Origin of the sequence: Streptomyces pinistramenti (assembly GCF_020564935.1) — a bacterium.
GTDB classification, from domain to species: domain Bacteria; phylum Actinomycetota; class Actinomycetes; order Streptomycetales; family Streptomycetaceae; genus Streptomyces; species Streptomyces pinistramenti.
Map to the genome: position 1 here is coordinate 47901 of NZ_JAJCXB010000019.1, position 18399 is coordinate 66299.

Annotated in this window: 14 protein-coding genes and 4 pseudogenes; 12 read left to right on the forward strand and 6 right to left on the reverse strand. The window is 70.6% G+C overall.

What is annotated here, in order from left to right; translation table 11 throughout:
• The first annotated feature begins 259 nt into the window (after positions 1 to 259).
• The 8 genes from LIU39_RS15775 to LIU39_RS15810 all read left to right on the forward strand — a co-directional run bounded on the left by LIU39_RS15775 (position 260) and on the right by LIU39_RS15810 (position 9206).
• Positions 260 to 1621 carry an NsdA family TPR-like regulatory protein gene (locus LIU39_RS15775; protein WP_227047345.1) on the forward strand — a complete coding sequence of 454 codons (1362 nt, stop codon included), beginning with the start codon at positions 260 to 262 and terminating at the stop codon, positions 1619 to 1621.
• A gap of 299 nt (positions 1622 to 1920) precedes the next feature.
• Positions 1921 to 2820 (forward strand): acyltransferase domain-containing protein, encoded by a 900-nt coding sequence (locus LIU39_RS15780; protein WP_227047346.1) that lies wholly within the window; start codon positions 1921 to 1923, stop codon positions 2818 to 2820.
• Positions 2792 to 4636, forward strand: coding sequence for an acyl-CoA dehydrogenase family protein (locus tag LIU39_RS15785; protein ID WP_227047347.1), 1845 nt, complete (start codon positions 2792 to 2794; stop codon positions 4634 to 4636). The genes LIU39_RS15780 and LIU39_RS15785 overlap by 29 nt, the downstream gene beginning before the upstream one ends.
• A gap of 14 nt (positions 4637 to 4650) precedes the next feature.
• Entirely contained in the window at positions 4651 to 5700 is a 1050-nt protein-coding gene (locus LIU39_RS15790; protein WP_227047348.1) for a 3-oxoacyl-ACP synthase III family protein, read from the forward strand.
• Positions 5701 to 5740: 40 nt separating this feature from the next.
• Complete coding sequence (locus tag LIU39_RS15795; RefSeq protein ID WP_227047349.1) at positions 5741 to 6583, forward strand: SDR family NAD(P)-dependent oxidoreductase; 843 nt, start codon at positions 5741 to 5743, stop codon at positions 6581 to 6583.
• A 27-nt stretch (positions 6584 to 6610) separates the two neighbouring features.
• On the forward strand, positions 6611 to 7726 hold the full coding sequence (locus LIU39_RS15800; RefSeq protein ID WP_227047350.1) for a beta-ketoacyl-ACP synthase III: 1116 nt from the start codon (positions 6611 to 6613) through the stop codon (positions 7724 to 7726).
• Positions 7699 to 7965 (forward strand): acyl carrier protein, encoded by a 267-nt coding sequence (locus LIU39_RS15805; protein ID WP_227047351.1) that lies wholly within the window; start codon positions 7699 to 7701, stop codon positions 7963 to 7965. The genes LIU39_RS15800 and LIU39_RS15805 overlap by 28 nt, the downstream gene beginning before the upstream one ends.
• On the forward strand, positions 7962 to 9206 hold the full coding sequence (locus LIU39_RS15810) for a beta-ketoacyl-[acyl-carrier-protein] synthase family protein (protein ID WP_227047352.1): 1245 nt from the start codon (positions 7962 to 7964) through the stop codon (positions 9204 to 9206). Before LIU39_RS15805 ends, LIU39_RS15810 begins: the two co-directional genes overlap by 4 nt.
• A gap of 196 nt (positions 9207 to 9402) precedes the next feature.
• Here the strand turns inward: LIU39_RS15810 and LIU39_RS15815 are convergent, their stop codons facing one another.
• Positions 9403 to 10326, reverse strand: coding sequence for a phospholipase D-like domain-containing protein (locus tag LIU39_RS15815; RefSeq protein WP_227047353.1), 924 nt, complete (start codon positions 10324 to 10326; stop codon positions 9403 to 9405).
• A 535-nt stretch (positions 10327 to 10861) separates the two neighbouring features.
• A pseudogene (locus LIU39_RS15820) lies at positions 10862 to 10993 on the reverse strand (VOC family protein); the annotation flags it as partial.
• A gap of 524 nt (positions 10994 to 11517) precedes the next feature.
• Between LIU39_RS15820 and LIU39_RS15825 the strand changes: the two are divergent.
• Positions 11518 to 12420, forward strand: a complete 903-nt coding sequence (locus tag LIU39_RS15825; protein WP_227047354.1) for a transposase — start codon at positions 11518 to 11520, stop codon at positions 12418 to 12420.
• Positions 12421 to 13307: 887 nt separating this feature from the next.
• Positions 13308 to 13832: pseudogene (locus tag LIU39_RS35585) on the forward strand (ATP-binding protein); the annotation flags it as partial.
• A gap of 81 nt (positions 13833 to 13913) precedes the next feature.
• Here the strand turns inward: LIU39_RS35585 and LIU39_RS15835 are convergent.
• From LIU39_RS15835 to LIU39_RS15845, 3 genes and pseudogenes are all read right to left on the reverse strand, one after another.
• Entirely contained in the window at positions 13914 to 14321 is a 408-nt protein-coding gene (locus LIU39_RS15835; protein ID WP_227047355.1) for a RidA family protein, read from the reverse strand.
• Between the two features lie 192 nt (positions 14322 to 14513).
• A pseudogene (locus LIU39_RS15840) lies at positions 14514 to 14660 on the reverse strand (VOC family protein); the annotation flags it as partial.
• Positions 14661 to 14702: 42 nt separating this feature from the next.
• Positions 14703 to 15212: an acyl carrier protein gene (locus LIU39_RS15845; RefSeq protein WP_227047356.1), complete on the reverse strand. Its 510-nt coding sequence runs from the start codon at positions 15210 to 15212 to the stop codon at positions 14703 to 14705.
• Between the two features lie 82 nt (positions 15213 to 15294).
• On the opposite strand from LIU39_RS15845, the gene LIU39_RS15850 reads away from it, so the two are divergent.
• Both LIU39_RS15850 and LIU39_RS15855 read left to right on the forward strand, forming a co-directional pair.
• Entirely contained in the window at positions 15295 to 15891 is a 597-nt protein-coding gene (locus LIU39_RS15850; RefSeq protein ID WP_227047357.1) for a hypothetical protein, read from the forward strand.
• Positions 15892 to 16037: 146 nt separating this feature from the next.
• Positions 16038 to 16897: pseudogene (locus LIU39_RS15855) on the forward strand (alpha/beta fold hydrolase).
• Positions 16898 to 17250: 353 nt separating this feature from the next.
• Here the strand turns inward: LIU39_RS15855 and LIU39_RS15860 are convergent.
• Complete coding sequence (locus LIU39_RS15860; protein WP_227047358.1) at positions 17251 to 18372, reverse strand: helix-turn-helix transcriptional regulator; 1122 nt, start codon at positions 18370 to 18372, stop codon at positions 17251 to 17253.
• Between the last annotated feature and the right edge of the window lie 27 nt (positions 18373 to 18399).

Here is an 18399-nt window from a genome sequence, read left to right on the forward strand (position 1 = left end):
AGGGTGCCTATCGGCCACCGTAAGGACGCCCCGGAAGAATTCCGCAGACACCGTCACGGAGCGGTGGCGGTGGTCACACATCCAGCAGACTCAACAGCATTCCCAGCAATGGACAGCACTCTCCATGAACTTCCTTCGCCACATCAGTTTCCCCTGTTCCACTCCTCCCGTCGCACTCAGTGGAGCAGGGGGATTTCCGTCGAATACCGCGGGCCTGACCGTCGGGCCGGAATCCGAGCCTCGGCGACGGGAGCCGTAAGTGGCGCCGCCCCGTCGCCGGAACGAGACCTTGCGGGCCTTGCTCGCCGAGGCCCGCTGGCCCCAGGCCGCGCTGGCGCGCGCGGTCAACGCCCTTGCCGCGGAAATCGATCTCGACCTGAATTACGACCGAACGGCCGTTGCCCACTGGCTCAGCGGAACACGCCCGGCGCCCCCGGTACCGGAGCTGATAGCCGAGGCGTTCACCCGCCGCCTGGGCCGCGTGGTCTCCCCGGCCACCATGGGGCTCGCCGGTGGCTCCGCCACTCCCGCGGCCGGTCGGCGCCCCGGCTTCAGCACGCCGATAGGGGCCGTGCTCACCGAGCTGTGCAGCACGGAGAACGATCCGGCGCGCCGGGCCGCCGCCCGGCTGTTGCCGTACCGGGAGGCGGAGTTGGCGCAGTCGGCCCGGTCCGCGGGCCCGGAGCCGAGGGCGCCGCACGGAGCGTTCGACGCCGACGGCGACCTCGGTGTCGTCCGGCTCGCAGTGCGGTTCTTCTCGGCCTCCTTCGACGGGCACGGCGGGCAGCGGACGCGCTCGGCACTGGCGGCGTACCTCGCGGATGACATCGCGCCGTTGCTCCGCGAGCAGGGCGACGGCGCGCCGCGCCGAGGGCTGCTGGTGGAGGCGTCCCGGCTGTCGTTCCTGCTGGCGCGGATGCACCAGGACGCCTCCGTCCACGGCCTCGCCCAGCAGCACTTCACCACCGCGCTGCGGCTCGCGGACGAGTCCGGGGACGCGACGGCGCGGGCCGTCGTCCTGCGCGGGCTCAGCGCCCAGGGGCTCGCGCTGGGACACCGGCAGAACGCGCTGCACGCTGCCGAGGCGGCGGCCGCCGCCACCCGCGGTGGGCCCGATGGCCCGGCCAGGGCGTTCCTGCTGTCCCAGCTCGCGGTGGCGCAGGCGGCCTGCGGACGGCACCGGTCGGCGCGTGCGTCGATGGCCGATGCCGAGGGCGCACTGGCCAAGGGCGCGGGTGTCGGCACCGCGGAGCCCTTCACCGCGTACTCACCCGGTTCCTTGGAATTCCAGCAGTCGGAGGCCCTCCGGTACACGGGCGACCTGCCGGCCGCGCGCACCGCGCTGGCCAACTCCCTGGCGCACCGGTCCACGGCGGACCACCGGGGAATGGCGCTCAGCCACGCCCAGCTCGCGGAAATCCTCGTCGGGCTCGGGCACGTGGAAGAAGCCTGCGCCGCCTGGAATTCCTTTCTGGACCACTACGCCCAGCTGCACTCGGGCTCGGCGGACCAGGCCGCGGGCCGCATGCGGCAACTTCTGACGCCGTTCCGCAAACTCCCGGCGGCGAACGCGGTGTTGTACCGGGCATTCGCCATGACGTCACCTTCAGCACACTCCTGATACGGGCCCGTGGTCTGCGGTTTCACCCCCTTCAACAGTCCCGTTCGGGAAATCGCGGACATGACCCCGGCAGCCGATGTTGAATGACATGACATCGACCGGAAGCCACCGGAAATGGGGTAGGAGAAATGCGTGGCCATACCGTGGTCACCCCTGGGAATGACGACCTTGCACCACCGCAGATCGTCCATGTATTCCCTGGACAGGGTGACTTCGCGATAAGCCCGTTGGTACGGGCACTTCGGGCGCATACCGCTGTGCGGAATGGTGTGCGCGAGGTATTCGAAGAAACCGATGAGGTGGGCGCCGAATTCGGAATCCCGCCCTTGGCGAAGGAAATGCTGGGCGAGGATCCGCCCACGGGACGGGAGCTGGCGGCCCGGCCCGTCGGAACGTTACAACTGGCCCTGTTCTGCTCGTCGGTGGCCGTGCACCGCGCGCTGCGCTCCGTCGGGTTCGGCCCGGACCAGGTGCTCGGGGTGAGCTTCGGCGAGATCGCCGCCCTCACCGCAGCCGGGGTCTTCACGCTCGCCGACGGCGCCCGGATCGCGTGCCTGCTGGCGCGTCAACTCGCCTGCTGTGAAGGGGGGATGACGCTGATCGGTGCCGGGGAGGACATCGCGCGGGAGCTGTTGCGCGCGGCCGGTCGCGCCGATCTGGCGGTGGCGTGCGTGAACGGGCCCGGCGAGACCATCGTCAGCGGCCCGCTGCCTGGCCTGTGGACGCTGGAGGAGCAGGCCGCGCGGCGTTGCGTCCCGGCGTCCCGGCTGCGGCTGCCGTTCTCCTCCCACCACCCCGCGCTGACCGGGCCCGCGGACGCCTTCGCCGCCGCGATCGGGCCGCTCGCCGCACGCCCGGCGCGGCTGCCGGTCCTCTCCGCGGTGCACGGCGGACGCTACGGCCCCGGGGACGACCTCCACCGGGGCATGGCCAACTGCCTGGTCCGCCCCGTGCGGATGCCGCCGGTGGTCCGCCAGGCGGCATCCGGCGGCCGTGTCGTCTTCGTCGAGGCGGGCACCGGCCAGGCCCTGACCCGCAACATCCGGCAGATCCTGCCACCCGGCGTGGCCACCGCCCACGCGCCGCTCGCCGACGCCGCCTTCCCCTGGCCACCGCCCGGAACCGGCCCGGCCGCCCGCCCCTCACGCACCACCCTCTGGAGCCACCACGATGACCACCCGCACCACGCCACCCGGTGAACTGGCCGACCTCATCGGCGGTTCCGGCCCCCACACCGCACTGCGCAACCGCCTGCTGACCGCCCTGGCCGCCGACCGCACACACTCCGCCGACGTCACCGAGGACCGCGCCCGCCGCGTACACCGGCGGCTGCGGCTGCTCGCCGGCAACCTGCCGACGGTCGCCGAGCTGTTCCGCGATCCGGAGCAACTGGCGGTGCTCAGCGAGTGCGCGGCGCTCGCCGACCCGCCCCTCTACATGACCGTCGTCAACCACTACGTGCTGTGCCTGGGGTCCGTCATGGCCCTGACCGACGACCCGGCGGGAATCGGCGCGCCATGGCGCGCGCTGGCCGCCGGCCGCTCCAAGGGCGTGTTCCTGGTGACCGAGATCGGGGACGCCAGCAGCCACCTCGGCACCCGGACCACCGCCCGATTCGACCCGGCCACCGGGGAGTTCGTGCTCAGCACGCCGTCGGCGGGCGCGGCGAAGTTCTCCGGTGTCGGCGGGTCCGGCGTGCCGCAGACGGCCGTGGTGTGCGCCCGCGTCCAGGCCGGCGGGAGCGACCGCGGGGTGTTCTCGTTCGTGGTGGAACTCACCGACGACGCGGGCCCGCTGCCTGGTGTGACGGTCTCGCCCACCGTCGAGGCGCCGTCGCTGCCGCTGGATTACGCGCTGGTGCGGTTCGACAGCGTCCGGGTGCCGTACCGCCAGTGGCTGCGCGACGGGGCGCGCATCGACGCGGACCACAGCTTCCACGATCCGCTCGGTGGGCAGGACGCCCGGCTGGCGCGGACCCTGTCCGTCGGCCAGGCCCTGTGGGCGACGCTGCCTTCGGCGGTCGCCACCGTGGCCCGCCAGTGTTCCGTGCAGGCGCTGCGCTTCTCCGCGCACCGCCGGGCGCACGGCCGGCTGGCACCCGGCACCCGTGTGCTGGACCTGCGCAATCAGCAGCACGCCCTGCTCGGGGCGCTGGCCGAGTCGTTCGCGCTGACCTGTGCCGGGCGGAGCGCGCAGGACCTGTGGGCCCGCTCGCGCGCCGCCGGTGCCCGCCACACCCCCGCGCCACGCACGGAGGGAATGACCTTCTCCCCGTGGACCGTCGTGGACCGGCCGCTGGCGGCACTCAAGGCGGTCACGGTGCGCGGCGCCGTCCGGGTGGCCGGCGAGTGCCGGCACCGCTGCGGGCTCGCCGGATTCCTCGGCCCCAACGGGCTCGACGGCTACCACGGCTTCGCCGACGCCTTCGAAACCGCGGGCGGCGACAGCCAGTTGATCCTGTTGGACGCCGGGCGCGCGCTCGCCCAGGAGACGGACGAGGGCCGGCCGGCCGGGCCGCTGCCCGACGCGCCTGCGAACCACTCCGGGTGGTGGCCGGCCGTCGCCCGCGCCCAGGAGGCACGGTTGCGGAGCGACCTGCACCGCACCGTCCAGCAGCGCACCCGGGCCGGCCTGACCGGCCTGGCGCTGTGGAACCCACTGCTGGCCACGGCCCACGAACTCGGCGAGGCATACGGCACCCGGCTGGTCGCGGACGCGGTCGCGGCCACCGTCGAAGCCGTCCGTGATCCCGAACTCCGTTTCGTCATCGAGACGTTGGCGGCCCTGCACGGTGCCGTGGCGGCGCGCCGGTCGGCCGGTGGACTGCTGACGGCGGGCACACTCGCGCCGGCCGCCGTCCGCGCTCTGCCCGAGGTGATCGACGGCCTCTGCGACCGCCTGCTGCCCCAACTCCCCCTGCTGTGGGAGGCGATGGGCGCGCCGCCGGGCGCAGTCGATACGCCGCTGGGCGCCGACGACTACGCCGCCGCCCTCCACGCCCATCTCGCCCGGTGACCGGAAAGGCCGTCATGTTCTCCTCTCCCTCCCCCGCCCCGCGCATCGGTGTCCTGGGCACCGGCACCTACCTGCCGCACGGCACCCGCAGCAACGAGGACGTCGCCGCCGAGGCCGGCGTCACCCCGGAGTGGATCGCCCAGCGCACCGGGGTCCACACGCGGCACGTCGCCGCCGCCGACCAGGCCGCATCCGACCTGGCGGCGCGCGCGGTCCGCGCCGCGGTGGCCGCCGCCGGCATCGACATCGACCAGCTCGACGTGCTGATCGCCGCCACCTCCACCCCCGACGAACTGGGCCCCTCCACCGCCTGCCGCATCCAGGCGCTGACCGGTGCCCGGAACGCGGTCGCCCTCGACGTCAGTGCCGCCTGCGCCGGGTGGCTGTTCGCCGCCAGCGTGGCGCACGACTGGCTGCGCGGCAGCGGCGGCGCCCGCTACGCGGCAGTCGTCGGCGTGGAGGCGTACTCGAAGTTCCTCGACCCCACCGACCGGGGCACGGCGGTGCTCTTCGCGGACGGCGCGGCCGCCACGGTGCTGGGGCCCGTCCAGGACGGCGCCGGCTTCAGCGGCTTCCGCCTCGGCTCGGACGGCACCGGCGCCCACCACGTGCTGATCCCGGCCGGCGGCAGCCGCGCCCCCGCCAGCCCCGCCACCCTCGACGCGCACCGGCACCACGTCCACATGGACGGCCGCGCGGTCCGGGACTTCATCGCCGACGTCTTCCCCCGGCTCGTCCGCGAGACCCTGACCCGCAACGGCCTGCGCCTGACGGACATCGACGCGTTCATCACCCATCAGCCCAACCCCGTCCTGCTGCGCGACCTCGGCGAGCGCATCGGCATCCCGGACGGGCGGCTGATCATCGTCGGCGACGAGGTCGGCAACATCGGTGCCGCCAGCGCCCCGTACGCCCTGGCCGGGGCCGCCGCCGCCGGACGGCTGCCGCTCGGCGGCCGGATCCTGCTGGCCGTCTTCGGCGCCGGGATGACCTGGGGCAGCGCCCTGCTGACCTGGACCGGCGCGCCCACCATCCGCATCGCGCCCGCCCGCACCCACGCGTGAGCGCCTCCCTCCCGATCCACGCACGGCAAAGGAGTTCCGCATGACGACGAACCATGACCCGTTCCGGCTGGACGGTGCCCGCACCCTGGTCACCGGCGCCTCCCGGGGCATCGGCAAGGCCACCGCGCTGGCCCTCGCCCGTGCCGGTGCCGACCTGGCGCTGTCCGCGCGCAGCCGGGGCGCGCTCAAGGAGACCGCCGCGCTGGTGGAGGACGAGGGGCGGCCCGCGGTACTCGTTCCCGGTGACCTCGCCGAACCGGGCGCCGCTGAGGCGGTGGTGGACGAGGCGGCGGCCGCGCTCGGCGGACTCGACGTCGTGGTCCACAACGCCGGTGTGCTGCCCTGCCAGGAGGACGGCACCCCCACCCTGGTGCCGCTCCAGGAGTCCGACCAGGCCGATTGGGACCATGTGCTGTCGGTCAACCTCAACGCCACCGCGGCACTGTGCCGGCGGGCCCACACCCACCTCACCGGTTCGTCGCGGGCCAGCGTGGTGCTGATGTCCTCGCTGGCCGCGGTCGTCGGCACCCCGCGGATGGAGGCGTACGGCGCCTCCAAGGCGGCGCAGATCGCGTTGGCCCGCAGCCTGGCGGTGGGCTGGGCGCGCCAGGGCATCCGGGTCAATGCCCTGTGCCCCGGCTGGACCCGGACGGACATGACGTCCTTCGCCTATTCCTTGGCACCTCTGTCGGACTGGCTGACCGCACACGTTCCGCTGGGCCGCTGGGCGGAGCCGGACGAAGTCGCCCACGCCGCGCTGTTCCTCGCCTCGCCGGCCGCGTCCTACCTCACCGGGCAGGCGCTGGTGCTCGACGGCGGGGTCTCCGTCCCCGACGGCGGCCTGGCCGGCATCGCCAAGCCGCCCTCCCCGTTCCCCGCCTGACCGCCCGCGTACCAAGGAGCGTCCGCCATGACAAAGGTGAGCCCCACCGCCGTGATCAACGGCCTGGGCAGTTGCCTGCCGCCGCGGGTACTGACCAATGACGACGTCCGGCGCCGCGGTGTACTGGACACCAGCGACGCGTGGATCCGCTCCCGCACCGGAATAGCCCGGCGCCGGGCGGCCGATGACGACATCAGCACCGGCGACCTCGCGGTGGCCGCCGGCCGGGCCGCGCAGGAGTCCGCCGCGGCCCGCGCGGACCTGGTGCTGGTGGCCACCACCACCCCCGACCGGCGCTGCCCGGCGACCGCGCCGGAGGTCGCCGACCGGCTGGGCCTGGGCACCGTGCCCGCCTTCGACCTGTCGGCGGTCTGCTCCGGCTTCCTCTACGGCCTCGTCGTGGCCACCGCCCTGATCCGCACCGGAGTCTGCACCCGGCCGCTGGTGATCGGCGCCGAGACCTACTCCCGGATCATCGACCCGTTGGACCGGGACACCGCGGTGATCTTCGGGGACGGCGCCGGCGCGGTGCTGCTGCGTGCCGGCGACCGCGCCGAGCCGGGCGCACTCGCCGGCACCGACTGGGGCGCCGACGGCACCGGCGCCGACCTCATCGCGATCACCGCCGGCGGCGCACGGCAGCCCGATCCGGCGCACCGGATGAGCCGCGAGGAACGCTACTTCCGGATGCGCGGCCGCGAGGTCTACGGGCAGGCGGTGCGCCGGATGACGGAGTCTTCCCGCGCCGTGCTGGCGAAGGCCGGCTGGCCGCCGGCCTCGGTCGGCGCGTTCATCGGCCACCAGGCCAACCAACGCATCCTCGACTCGGTCGCCGACCGGGTCGGGATCCCGCCGCGGCACTGCTACGGCAACCTCCACGACGTCGGCAACACCGCCGCCGCGTCCATCCCGCTGGCCCTCGCCGACACCGCCGCCCACCGCCGTGTACGGCCCGGCACCCCCACCCTTCTGACCGCTTTCGGCGGCGGCCTGACCTGGGCCTCGGCCGCTATGACCTGGCCCGCGGCCCGTCCCTGCGACCGCCCCCCGGAACCCCGCGCCACCGGTTCCACAGCCTCTCCCACCGCCCGATCCACACACCGGAGGAACCCCTCATGGCCGCTGTCTACGACCACCTCGTGACCGTCCTCACCGACAAGTTCGAGGTGGATGCCGAGGAGATCCGCCCCGATATGACGCTCGCCGGGCTGGAGTTGGACTCCCTCGCCATCGTCGAGCTGTACGTCACCCTCCAGGAACACTGGGGCGTGCCGTTGGCGGAGGACGACTCCGCCGCCGACCTGACCGTGGAGCAGGTGGCACAGGCCGTGACCGCCCAGCTGCCCGCCGGCGACGCCGACCGCGACGGAGCCCCGCGGTGAGCGCTCCCGACGACGGCGCGGGGCTCGTGGTCACCGGAATCGGCCTGGTCACCCCGGCCGGTTCCGGCGCCGCCGCCACCTGGGAAGGGGTCTGCGCCGGGCGGGGCACCGCGGCAACGGACCCCGAACTCGCCGGCCTGCCGCTCGAATTCTCCTGCCGCGTCCCCGACTTCGTCCCGCGCACCCAGGTGCCGGGCCCCCGCCCCTGGCAGCACGACCGCGCCACGCAGTTCGCCCTGGCCGCAGCCCACGAGGCGGTCACCGCCGCCGGGCTGGCCCCGGCCGCCCGGGAGGACGCCCGCATCGCGGTGGTCCTGGGCTCCGCGGCCGGCGGCGTGGGAACCTACGAGGACCAGTTCCGCAAGCTCACCGGCAACGGCCCGCAGGCCGTCTCCCCGCTCACTCTCCCCGCCTTCCTGCCCAACATGGCGGCCGGTCAGGTGGCCATCGCGCTCGGGGCCCGGGGCCCGGTGCTGCACACCGCGACAGCCTGCGCTTCGGGCGCGTCCGCGGTGGCGCTGGCGGCGCTCCTGCTGTCCGCCGGGGCCTGTGACGTCGCGGTGGCCGGCGGCGCGGACGCCATGGTCACCCCGCTGTGCGCGACCGCCTTCGCGCGGATGGGCGCGCTCTCCCGACGTCGGGACGCACCCGCCCGTGCCTCCCGTCCTTTCGACGCCGACCGGGACGGCTTCGTGCTCGGCGAGGGCGCGGGCGTCCTCGTCCTGGAACGCGCCGCGGACGCCGCGGCCCGCCGGGCACCGGTGCAGGCTCACCTGGTCGGCTACGGCATGTCCGCCGACGCCCACCACCCGGTGGCCCCCGACCCCGAGGCCGGTGGCCTGCGCCTGGCGACGGCGGAGGCACTGCGCTCAGCCGGCGCCACCGCAGCCGACGTCGGCCACGTCAACGCCCACGGCACCAGCACCCCACTCAACGACCGGACGGAGACGACCGCGCTGGCCCAACTGTTCGGCACCGACGGCCCGTCGGTGACCTCGTCCAAGGGCGTACTCGGCCACACCATGGGCGCCGCCGGAGCGATCGAGGCGGCGCTCACCGCCCTGACCGTCAAGCACCAACGCGTCCCGCCCACCGCCAACTTCCACCGACCCGACCCGGAATCCCCCGCCCTCGACCTGGTCACCGAAGCTCCCCGCACCCAGACCATCCCCCTGGCCCTGAGCAATTCCCTGGGCTTCGGCGGCCACACCACGGTGCTCGCCTTCCGGCCGGACACCTGACGGAACCGGGCCGGGAGAAGGTCTGCGCCCGGCTCCACCGTGTCGTCCCCGAGCCGGGCCGGGGGCGACATGTCCGGCCGCCGCGACGCACCGGCGTTGCAGGAGCCACCCCTGGCACGCGTCACATGCCCGTTCCCCTGCCGGCCCGTGGCGAGACAGGGGTCGGCAGGGGAACGGCGACTGCGGCGCGTCTGCGTCAGACTGCACCGGAGTTCTTGTGGAAGTCGGCGTTGAACGCCTTTTCGATGCCGTTGATGACCGCGGAGTCGCTGACGATGAGGCCGAGTTCGCGGTTGTGGTTGAGAGAGTTGTCGGAGAAATTCTCCGATCCGGCGAATACCTTCGCGGAGGGCGTGCCGTAGTCGACGACGATCGCCTTGGCGTGGATGTAGAAGCCCGTGGAGCTTGTGTAGGTGGTCACCTTGCCACCCGCCGCAGTGACTTTCTTGAGCTTCTTGCTGTACTTCGATGACTGGTTCTCCGCGACGACGCGAACGGCAACGCCACGCTTCGCGTCCGCGACGACCGCATTCACCAGCGCGGCGTCACCGAATTCCTCCTGCTGGACATCGAGGGTGCGCTTTGCCCCCTTGATCAGAGCCAGCAGATGGCTTTGCGAGTCGGTGGGCGACCAGACCAGGTCGGTGCCGTCGGACGGAGTGACGGAGGTCTTTGCATAGTCGGCGTTGAAGACCTTCTCGATCGCCGCGACATCAGCCTTGCCGGAGTCGAAGACCCCGTAGTCACGCGAGGTCGCGTAGTACTTCGTGTCGAAGTTGCCGGTGCTGATGTACGACCTGACTCCGTCGACGGTGATCGTCTTCTGATGGGTGTAGACGTACGCCGATGACGAGTACGTCACCCCGGCACCGGCCGCGGACAGCGCCTTGTAGGCGGCGCCGTCGATGGACGCGTGCTGCGAGTCGAAGACCACGCGGACCTTCACGCCTGCCTTCTGCTTCTTCACCAAGTCGTTGACGAGGGTGGTGTCGCGCAGCTCGTAGATCGTCACGTCGACCGACTTTTTCGCCGAGTTGACGAAGTCGTAGATGGGGCCCTCCTTCTGGTCCGGCAGGGTCACCAGAGAGAAGGTGCTTGCGGCGTGGACGGAGGTGGGCACAAGGGCACCTGCCGCGGCCAAGGAACCTGCGGCCAGGACGGATACGAGACGACTGATGGGGCTCACTGGGGCTCTCCTGACGTAGTCGAGGAAGCACACAACGCGCGTAGCGCATCCCAGTAAGACACTTCCTCCAGCCTCACTGAAGCCCTATTGAGTGAAGAGAAGGGCAGCGTTGCGTAAAGCGCCACCGCCTTCGATGACCAATCAATTGCCGTAAAAATAAAGGTCGTTGAACTATTATCATATCGGCGATAACACTTGACCCCGAGACTCATACCCACGGCCACTTCGCGGTCGATCCACGATCGTGTGCTGACGCCGAGGAGGCGAGAGCCAGGATCGATCGATAGGCCCTCCCGGTGCAAGTCCGTGCAAGTGCCAAGCTGCTGCGCAGAGATCGTCGGATTCGAACGAGGAGGACGCGTGGCCCTGCGGATGCGACGAAGCCAGGGGCTCCTGTCTGGTCCAGGGGATGCAAGGGGATTGTCCTATGCAACCGAATCTTGATCGCTGCCATCGGCGCCCTTCCGCTGAGCTGCTCGGCCAGTCCGACGATGATGCCCTCGGGGCCGCCGACGTAGCAGAGCCGATAGCTGTCCTCATACTGCGTCAGCTCGCCGACGAGTTCCGCACCGTGGGTGCGCAGGCGGGCAACGACGTCCTCTGGCTTTATCGAGCAGTAGTGGCTCTGGTTCACTTCGTGTGGTTGCGTACGCAGCGTGACTATTGATCTTTGCGTGATGGTGGTTGAGTTCGCCTGAAAATCGCCGGGCCGGGTGGTGGCGTGGTCGACAGTCCTTCGGCGTGAACGATGTGCTGCCGCAGCTGGATGAGCTGCTGTTCTCCTCGGTCGAGGGCGTGTTGGTGGAGTCGGTGGAGGTGACCGGCGCGGTCGTCCGGTCGGGGCACGTACGACCGCGGGACGGGCGGTCTGTCCGGTGTGCGGATCCTGGTCGGGCGAATACATGGCTCCTACCTGCGGCTTCCTCACGATCTTCCGACAGCGGGCAAGCTGGTCGTGATGTCGCTGTGAGTGAGGCGGTTCGTCTGCGCGGAGGGTTCATGCCCGCGCAGGACCTCCGCTGAGCAAGTCCCGGGGCTCACACGCCGGTTCGGGCGACGGACCGAACGGTTGCGGTCGACCCTGGTGTCGGTCGGCCTGGCACTGGCAGGCCGGGCAGGGCCCTCATGACGGATGCCTTCAAGATTCCGGTCAGCAGGAACACCCTGCTGAGGCTCATCGCCTCGCTTCCGGGCCCCGTCATCACCACACCCCGCGTGGTCGGCGTGCACGAATACGCCCAGCGCAAGGGGCACAATTACGGAACCGTGCTCGTCGACGTCGAAACCCGGCGTCCGATCGATCTCCTCCCCGACCGGGAGGCGGACACCCTCGCGGCCTGGCTCGCCGAACGGCCCGGCATCGAGATCGTCTGCCGTGACCGGGCCCCCTTTCTTCGCCGAAGGCGCCACCCGCGGCACCCCGCAGGCCATCCAGATCCCCGACCGGTGGCATCTCTGGCACAACCTGGGAGAAGCCGCCGAGAAGTGCGTCCACCGGCATCGCGGCTGCCTGCGGCCCCCGCCACCACCACCGAAGGACCCCAAGAGGAGACGGAGCCGGCCGCGTTGTCGCCCTGGCCGACACGGCACCGGTTCGCCGAACGGACCCGGGCCAAGCACGCCACCATCCACGCTCTCCTCACCGCCGGCCACAGCAAGCCGTCCGTTGCCCGGCAGCTCAGCATGACCCTCAGCACCATCCTGCGGTTCTCCCGCGCCACGACCCCGGAGGAGATGTTCACCGGCCAGTGGCAGAGCCGTGCGACCAGGCTCGACGACTACAAGCCCTACCTCGATCAGCGCTGGCAGGAAGGCTGCACCAACGCCTGGAAACTGTGGGAGGAGATCAAGGAACAGAGCTGTCCACGCGGAACGGCAGCGTCCGTGACCACGTCAGCAGGAATCTTCACGGCAAGCCCCAACCGGCCGGCCCCCAGCCGCCATCGGCCCGAGCCGTCACCCGCTGGATCCTCACTCACCCCGACGCACTACCCGAAGGCGACCAGCTCCATCTCAAGGCCGCCTTGACCAACTGCCCTGAACCGACCGTACTCGCCGACCACGTACGCTCCTTCGCCCATACGGTCACCCACCTGCAAGGCGACCAACTCCCCGCGTGGATCGAAGCGGCCAGCGCCACCACCGAACCACCCAGCCTCCGCCACTTCGCCCAGCACCTCCTCCACGACCTCGACGCCGTCACAGCCGGCCCTGGAACCCCGGCGTACTGGAGGGCCATGTCACAGGATCAAGATGCTCAAGCGCCAGATATTCGGCCGCGCAGAATTCGAACTTCTCCGCAAACGCGTCCTACTAGCGTGACCGAACGTCACCGCACCACACGAAGTGGACCAGAGCCGCAGTAGTGACGTCACTTGTCGATGGGTTTGGTAGGCGCCCAAAACCACGGTCGGCTGATGTTGATGAGTTTGGGAGGCATGGCGGCTCTTGCCAGGGCAGCATCGGGATGCTCTTGGTGAAAGGTGCTGGTCATGCCGCAGATGTCGAAGGTCGAGCTGTACGCGGCGATCCGGCGTGACCATCGCGGCGGCATGTCGATGCGGGAGCTTGAGCGCAAGCACGGCGTGACGTGGCGGACGGTGCGGAAGGCGTTGGATTCGTCCTGGCCGGAGCCTCGTAAGAAGCTGCCTCCCCGAGCCACGACGCTGGACCCGTACAAGGCGGTGATCGACGAGATCCTGCGGGCGGATCTGGACGCGCCGCGCAAGCAGCGGCACACGGTCACGCGGATCTTCCACCGGCTGGTCGAGGAGCACGGGGCGGACGTCTCCTACGGCGTCGTGCGCTACTACGTCGCTGGCCGGAGGCCCGAGATCCTGGTCGAATCCGGCAAGGCACCGCTGGAGGCATTCGTCCCGCAGACCCACCTGCCCGGCCACGAGGCGGAGGTCGACATCGACGCGGCGACCATCCACACACTCGCCAGCTGTGAATGGATCAAGAAGAGCCAGCCGCTCTGCCTGATCGGCGACTCCTGCACCGGCAAGTCCCACATGCTCATCGCCCTGGGCACCGAGGCGGCCATAAAGGGCTACCGAGTCCGCTACACGCTCGCCACGAAGCTGGTGAACGAGCTGGTCGAGGCCGCCGACGAGAAGCAGCTCAACAAGACCATCGCCCTCTACGGCCGCGTCGATCTTTTGTGCATCGACGAGTTGGGCTACATGGAACTGGACCGCCGCGGCACTGAACTCCTCTTCCAGGTCCTGACCGAGCGCGAGGAGAAGAACAGCGTCGCCATCGCCTCCAATGAGTCCTTCGGGGGCTGGACCAAGACCTTCACCGATCCCCGCCTCTGCGCGGCCATCGTCGACCGCCTCACCTTCAACGACACCATTATCGAGACCGGCACCGACTCCTACCGCCTCGCCAGCACCCGAGCCCGAGCCCGAGCCGAGGATCCTGCAAAGGCCGGCTGACCGCAGCCTACGTTCCTCGATGGCCAGCCGTCCTGGCGGACGCCTGGCCATCCCGCGTTTGCGGTGTCCTTGGAAGATGTCTCAATCGAGCACGGCGGCGACGGCCTCGATCTCGACGAGTTGGTCCTTGTAACCGAGCACGGTGACGCCCATCAACGTGCTGGGGACGTCATGGTCAGCGAACGAGTCCCGGACAACCTGCCAGGCGGCCACCAGGTCCTCCCGCCGGGCCGATGCGACGAGAACCCGTGTGCTAATGACGTCCTGGAGTGACGCGCCTGAGGCAGTAAGAGCGGCCTGCATGTTCTCAATGGCTTTCGCCGCTTGGCCCGCGTAGTCCCCGATCGCTGCTGTGGAGCCGTCATCGTTCAGCGGACACGCCCCTGCAAGGAAGATCAAGCGTGACCCGGCGGGCGCCGTGGCCGCGTAGGCGTACTCGGCGACGTCGGACAGGGCGGTGGAGCGGATCAAAGTGATGGCACGAGCCACGGTCGTGGGGTCCTTTCCCCTCGGGGGTTCAGCGCGGACATCCTGCCAACGGCCAGTTGGCTTCTGCCTTCCCTTTTCTCGCCGCCCCGCGAGAACGCCGTCACTTCTGCTCGATATTCACGAACCGCATGATCACCAACTGACTCCGGAACCAGTCGACAAACGCTGTTCCTAGACATCAACGAAGCCAGCGTCCTCGATGTCGTCGACGGCGAACATGACGCGACGAATGCCCAGCGTGTTCACCGGCGCGTCCTTCGGCTCGGCGCTGATCGCCTTCGGCGTATGGAACATCGCCAGCGCGATTCGGCCGTGACCGTCCGGGGTCCGCAACATGGCTGGCCGCGACAGGTTCGACCAGGAGGAGGGGCTTGTGGCAGCTCATGAGCCCCTCAGGGGCTGGTGGATGTAGGTGGTCAACACCTGGACGGTCGGGTGCTGCCACAGGAGGTTGGCGGGCGGGCCGATGCCGGTCCCGTGCCGCAGGATGCCGCGGATCTGCATCGCCATCACCGAGTCGCTGCCCATCTCCACGAGTGGGCAGCGGGCGTCGATGCCGATGGCGGGCAGTTGTATCCAGTCGGGAGGGACATCCTGCTGTGGGCTGTCAGCGCCGGCGCCCGCGGGGCCTACTTCGCTGAACACGGACAGGCGGGGTGCGCCGGCGGGCATCGGGAGAATGGGCAGGATGGCGAGGTAGGGGCTTACGGTGCGGGCGGCGAGGTCCCATGCCCGAAGCGACTGTGTGGTGCTGAGGCCGTCGGCGGAGGCTGCGGTGGCCCGCCGCAAGCTGGGGCGCTTCCCGTCGGCGGAGGTGGTGACCTCCGTGTTCGAGGACTGGCCGCTCCGGACGAACCGTTCGACGTGGTGCTGGCAGCCACGGCGTTCCATTGGACCGATCCGGAGGTCCGGGTCGGGAAGGCAGTTGACGCGCTGCACGTCGGCGGCGTCCTGGCCACGATCGCCACCGAGCATGGCCGGCGGCAGCGAGGCGTTCTTCGCCGAAGTGCAGGAATGCTATGAGCGGTTCGATCCGTCGACGCCGCCGGGGCTGCGCCTGCAGGCCGCCGCCGATGTCGTCCCGGACTGTGCGGAGGTGGAGCGCTCGGGCCGATTCGGGCGGGTGGTCTACCGCCGCTACGAACGGGACCTGGTGTACTCGACCGCGCAGTATCTGGACGTGCTGGGCACCTATTCCGGTCACCGGGCGCTCGCACCGACGGCACGAGCGGGCCTTTTCGACTGCATCGAGCGGCTGGCCGAGAACCGTCACGGCGGCTGGGTCATGCAAGCGCTGTCTCAACGAACTGCGGATCGCCCACCGAACCGTTTGGTCTCCACATCCTCCCCGTGCGCGCCGTCGGCTCCCTTCCGCGGCATGGGTGCCCCAGTCTCCGGTGTCTACCGGAATCCGATCCCCGCGATTCCGGGGGTCGTCTCATCCCCACTCAGGCGCGCCGTTCCGTGGCGTGGAGGTGCTCGGCGAGTAGGCGAGCCGTGCGCTCCGGAGTGCGGGCCTGTGCGGCGCGCTTCAGGGGTGCCTTCGCTTGGCCGGCTGTGCGGTTGGTGAAGTTGTGAGGGCCGCAGGGGCGCATCCTGGATCTCATGTGTGCGAACGCCCCGGTGTCCTTGCCTCTTCCGGGCCGAGAGAGATCTGCGTGGCCCGTCGGCGTTCACCGGGCTACATTGGGGCGTTCTGTCCTCTGGGGGGGCGTGCTGCCGCAGATCGAGCTGTCATCCGGAACGATCGACTATCAGGACACCGGCGGCGACGGGCCGGTGCTGGTGTTCGCTCATGGCATGCCCATGAACGAGACGCAGTGGCGGAAAGTGGTGCCACTGCTGAACGGGTATCGCTGCATCCTGCCCACGCTGCCTCTCGGCGGGCATCGCCGGCCGATGGCCCCGGACGCGGACCTGTCCCAGCGTGGTGTCGCGCTGCTGCTGGGCGAGTTCATCGAACGGCTTGCCGTTGACGACGTGACCCTCGTCCTCAACGACTGGGGCGGTGGCCAGTTCCTGGTGTCGGAAGGAAAGGCCCAGCGGATCGCGCGCCTGGTACTGGTGGCCTGCGAGGCGTTCGACAACTTCCCCCCCCGGGCCCCGCCAAAGCGGCGGCCGCGGTGTGCCGGGTTCCCGGTGGCGTCTGGCTCCTGACGCGGCTCATGCGTATCCCCTCGTTCCGGAACAACCGCAACGGGTACGGCGGGATGAGCCTGCGAGGGATCCCGGACGAGATCATGGACGACTGGTTCGGCCCCGCAACCCGGAGCAGGGCCATCCGCAGGGACTTCGCGAAGTTCGCCGCCTCGGCGCCCAAGCGCGACACCTTGCCGGCCTGGAGCGAGCGGCTGCGTGACTTCGACCGCCCGGTACTGGTCGTCTGGGCGACGGAGGACAGACTGATGCCGCGTGAGCACGGCCACCGCCTGGCCGAGCTGTACCCGCAGGGCCGGCTGATCGAGATCGCCCACTCGTCCACCCTCGTCCCCGAGGACCAGCCCGAGCGACTTGCCGAAGTGCTCACCGACTTCCTGTACCGGACCGGCGCAGCGCCGGCCCGGGACACCGACTGAGCCGAGAGCGGGCGCCTGCCCCGGCAGCGTGAGCCGTGCCGCCTCGCCCGGTTCGTACCGTAAGCGGCATCACTGAATCTCCGCCGCATGGACGGGGACGGTCGGCTCCGGGGCCGGATTCCTGTCGGGTATCACCGCCACCATGAAGGCAGCTCCAGACAGGTGCGTCGCTGCGTCGGGAAACTCAGCCCATGCGGCTGGTGCCGGGGCGGCCGGTGTTTGCGGGACGGCCCCTACTCGTCCAAGGCTGGGGACTCGTCCGGCCTCGATGTCCCGGAGCATCAGCTGTGTGAGCTGGTCCCGCAGCGCCCCGGTGCTGTCCTTGTGTCCTTCAGCCGACGGTGCCCAGGAGGTCAATGGTGGCGACGTGGTCCCGTGACCGCCGTGGTCGGCGGAGGGTCGGGCGGATGGCCCTGGTCCGCGGCGGCGTGCTCGTCAAGGCGGCGGGCCAGGGCGCGTACGTGAGTGCGCAGTTCTGTGGGGTGTTCAATGACGAACGGGCGGTCCAGGGCGGCCAGTACGGGGGGAATCCAGTCCAGCCGCTCGGCTCGGATCCGGACGTGGGTCCATCCGGTGTGTTCGTCGGCTGTCGCCGGGCCGGTTGAGGCGTCGGAGCGGGGCTCGTCGGTATGAGTCCGGTGGGTGTCGTCGAGGGCGGTCGTGGTCGCGATTGTGGACAAAGTGGCGATTTCGGCTGGGAGATGGCGGCGGATGTGCTGGATGCTGCCGCGTATGCGGAGCGAGACATCGTGGGTCCAGGGCGTCTGCGCGAGGCTGTCCAGCACGGTGGCCGCCGGATCGAATGATTCCGGGACGACGAACGAGCCGGACTGCACGGTCATGGCGGCGATCCGGTCCAGCCGAAAGGTGCGTATCTCCCCGTCGTCACCGGCGGTCGGGTCTGCGGCGGTGAGGTACCAGCGTCCGGAATGCGCCACGAGTCCGTAGGGCAAGACGGTGCGGTCGCTGCTGCGGCCCTTGCGGTCGGTGTAGGTGACCGCTACCGGACGCCGATGAAGTGCTGCCTCGGCAAGTCCGAGCAGCACGCCCGTTTCCGGGGCCGCGGCAAGGCGGGGCCGCGCGGTGAAATCGGCCGTATCCAGCAGCGCCTCCAACCGTCGGCCCAGAGGCTTGGGCAGCACTCGCCGCAGTTTCGCCGCGGCGCTCTCGCTCGCCGCGGCGGACGTGGTGACCAGTCCGGCCCGCTGCGCGGCCAGGAGGCCGAGCACGACGGCCAGGGCCTCTTCGTCGGTGAGCATCAGCGGGGGCATCCGGTAGCCAGGGGCGAGCCGGTAACCGCCGTAGCGGCCACGCACCGAGTCGACGGGCACGCCGAGATCCAGCAGGTGCCCGGCATAGCGACGGACGGTGCGTTCGTCGACTCCGAGGCGGGCGGCCAGGTCGGGGACGGTGCGGATGCCGCCCCCTTGAAGGATCTCCAGGAGAGCGAGCACCCGAGTGGTCGATGTGGTCACCCGGCAAGTTTGCCGCATATAGCGGGC

What these genes read in the sequence shown, in the direction of transcription:
- LIU39_RS15785 (WP_227047347.1), top strand. Translation starts at nt 2,792, where the DNA reads ATGACCACCCGCACCACGCCACCCGGTGAACTGGCCGACCTCATCGGC.
- LIU39_RS15790 (WP_227047348.1), top strand. Translation starts at nt 4,651, where the DNA reads ATGTTCTCCTCTCCCTCCCCCGCCCCGCGCATCGGTGTCCTGGGCACC.
- LIU39_RS15795 (WP_227047349.1), top strand. Translation starts at nt 5,741, where the DNA reads ATGACGACGAACCATGACCCGTTCCGGCTGGACGGTGCCCGCACCCTG.
- LIU39_RS15800 (WP_227047350.1), top strand. Translation starts at nt 6,611, where the DNA reads ATGACAAAGGTGAGCCCCACCGCCGTGATCAACGGCCTGGGCAGTTGC.
- LIU39_RS15805 (WP_227047351.1), top strand. Translation starts at nt 7,699, where the DNA reads ATGGCCGCTGTCTACGACCACCTCGTGACCGTCCTCACCGACAAGTTC.
- LIU39_RS15825 (WP_227047354.1), top strand. Translation starts at nt 11,518, where the DNA reads ATGACGGATGCCTTCAAGATTCCGGTCAGCAGGAACACCCTGCTGAGG.
- LIU39_RS15845 (WP_227047356.1), bottom strand. Translation starts at nt 15,212, where the DNA reads ATGGAACGCCGTGGCTGCCAGCACCACGTCGAACGGTTCGTCCGGAGC.
- LIU39_RS15850 (WP_227047357.1), top strand. Translation starts at nt 15,295, where the DNA reads ATGGCCGGCGGCAGCGAGGCGTTCTTCGCCGAAGTGCAGGAATGCTAT.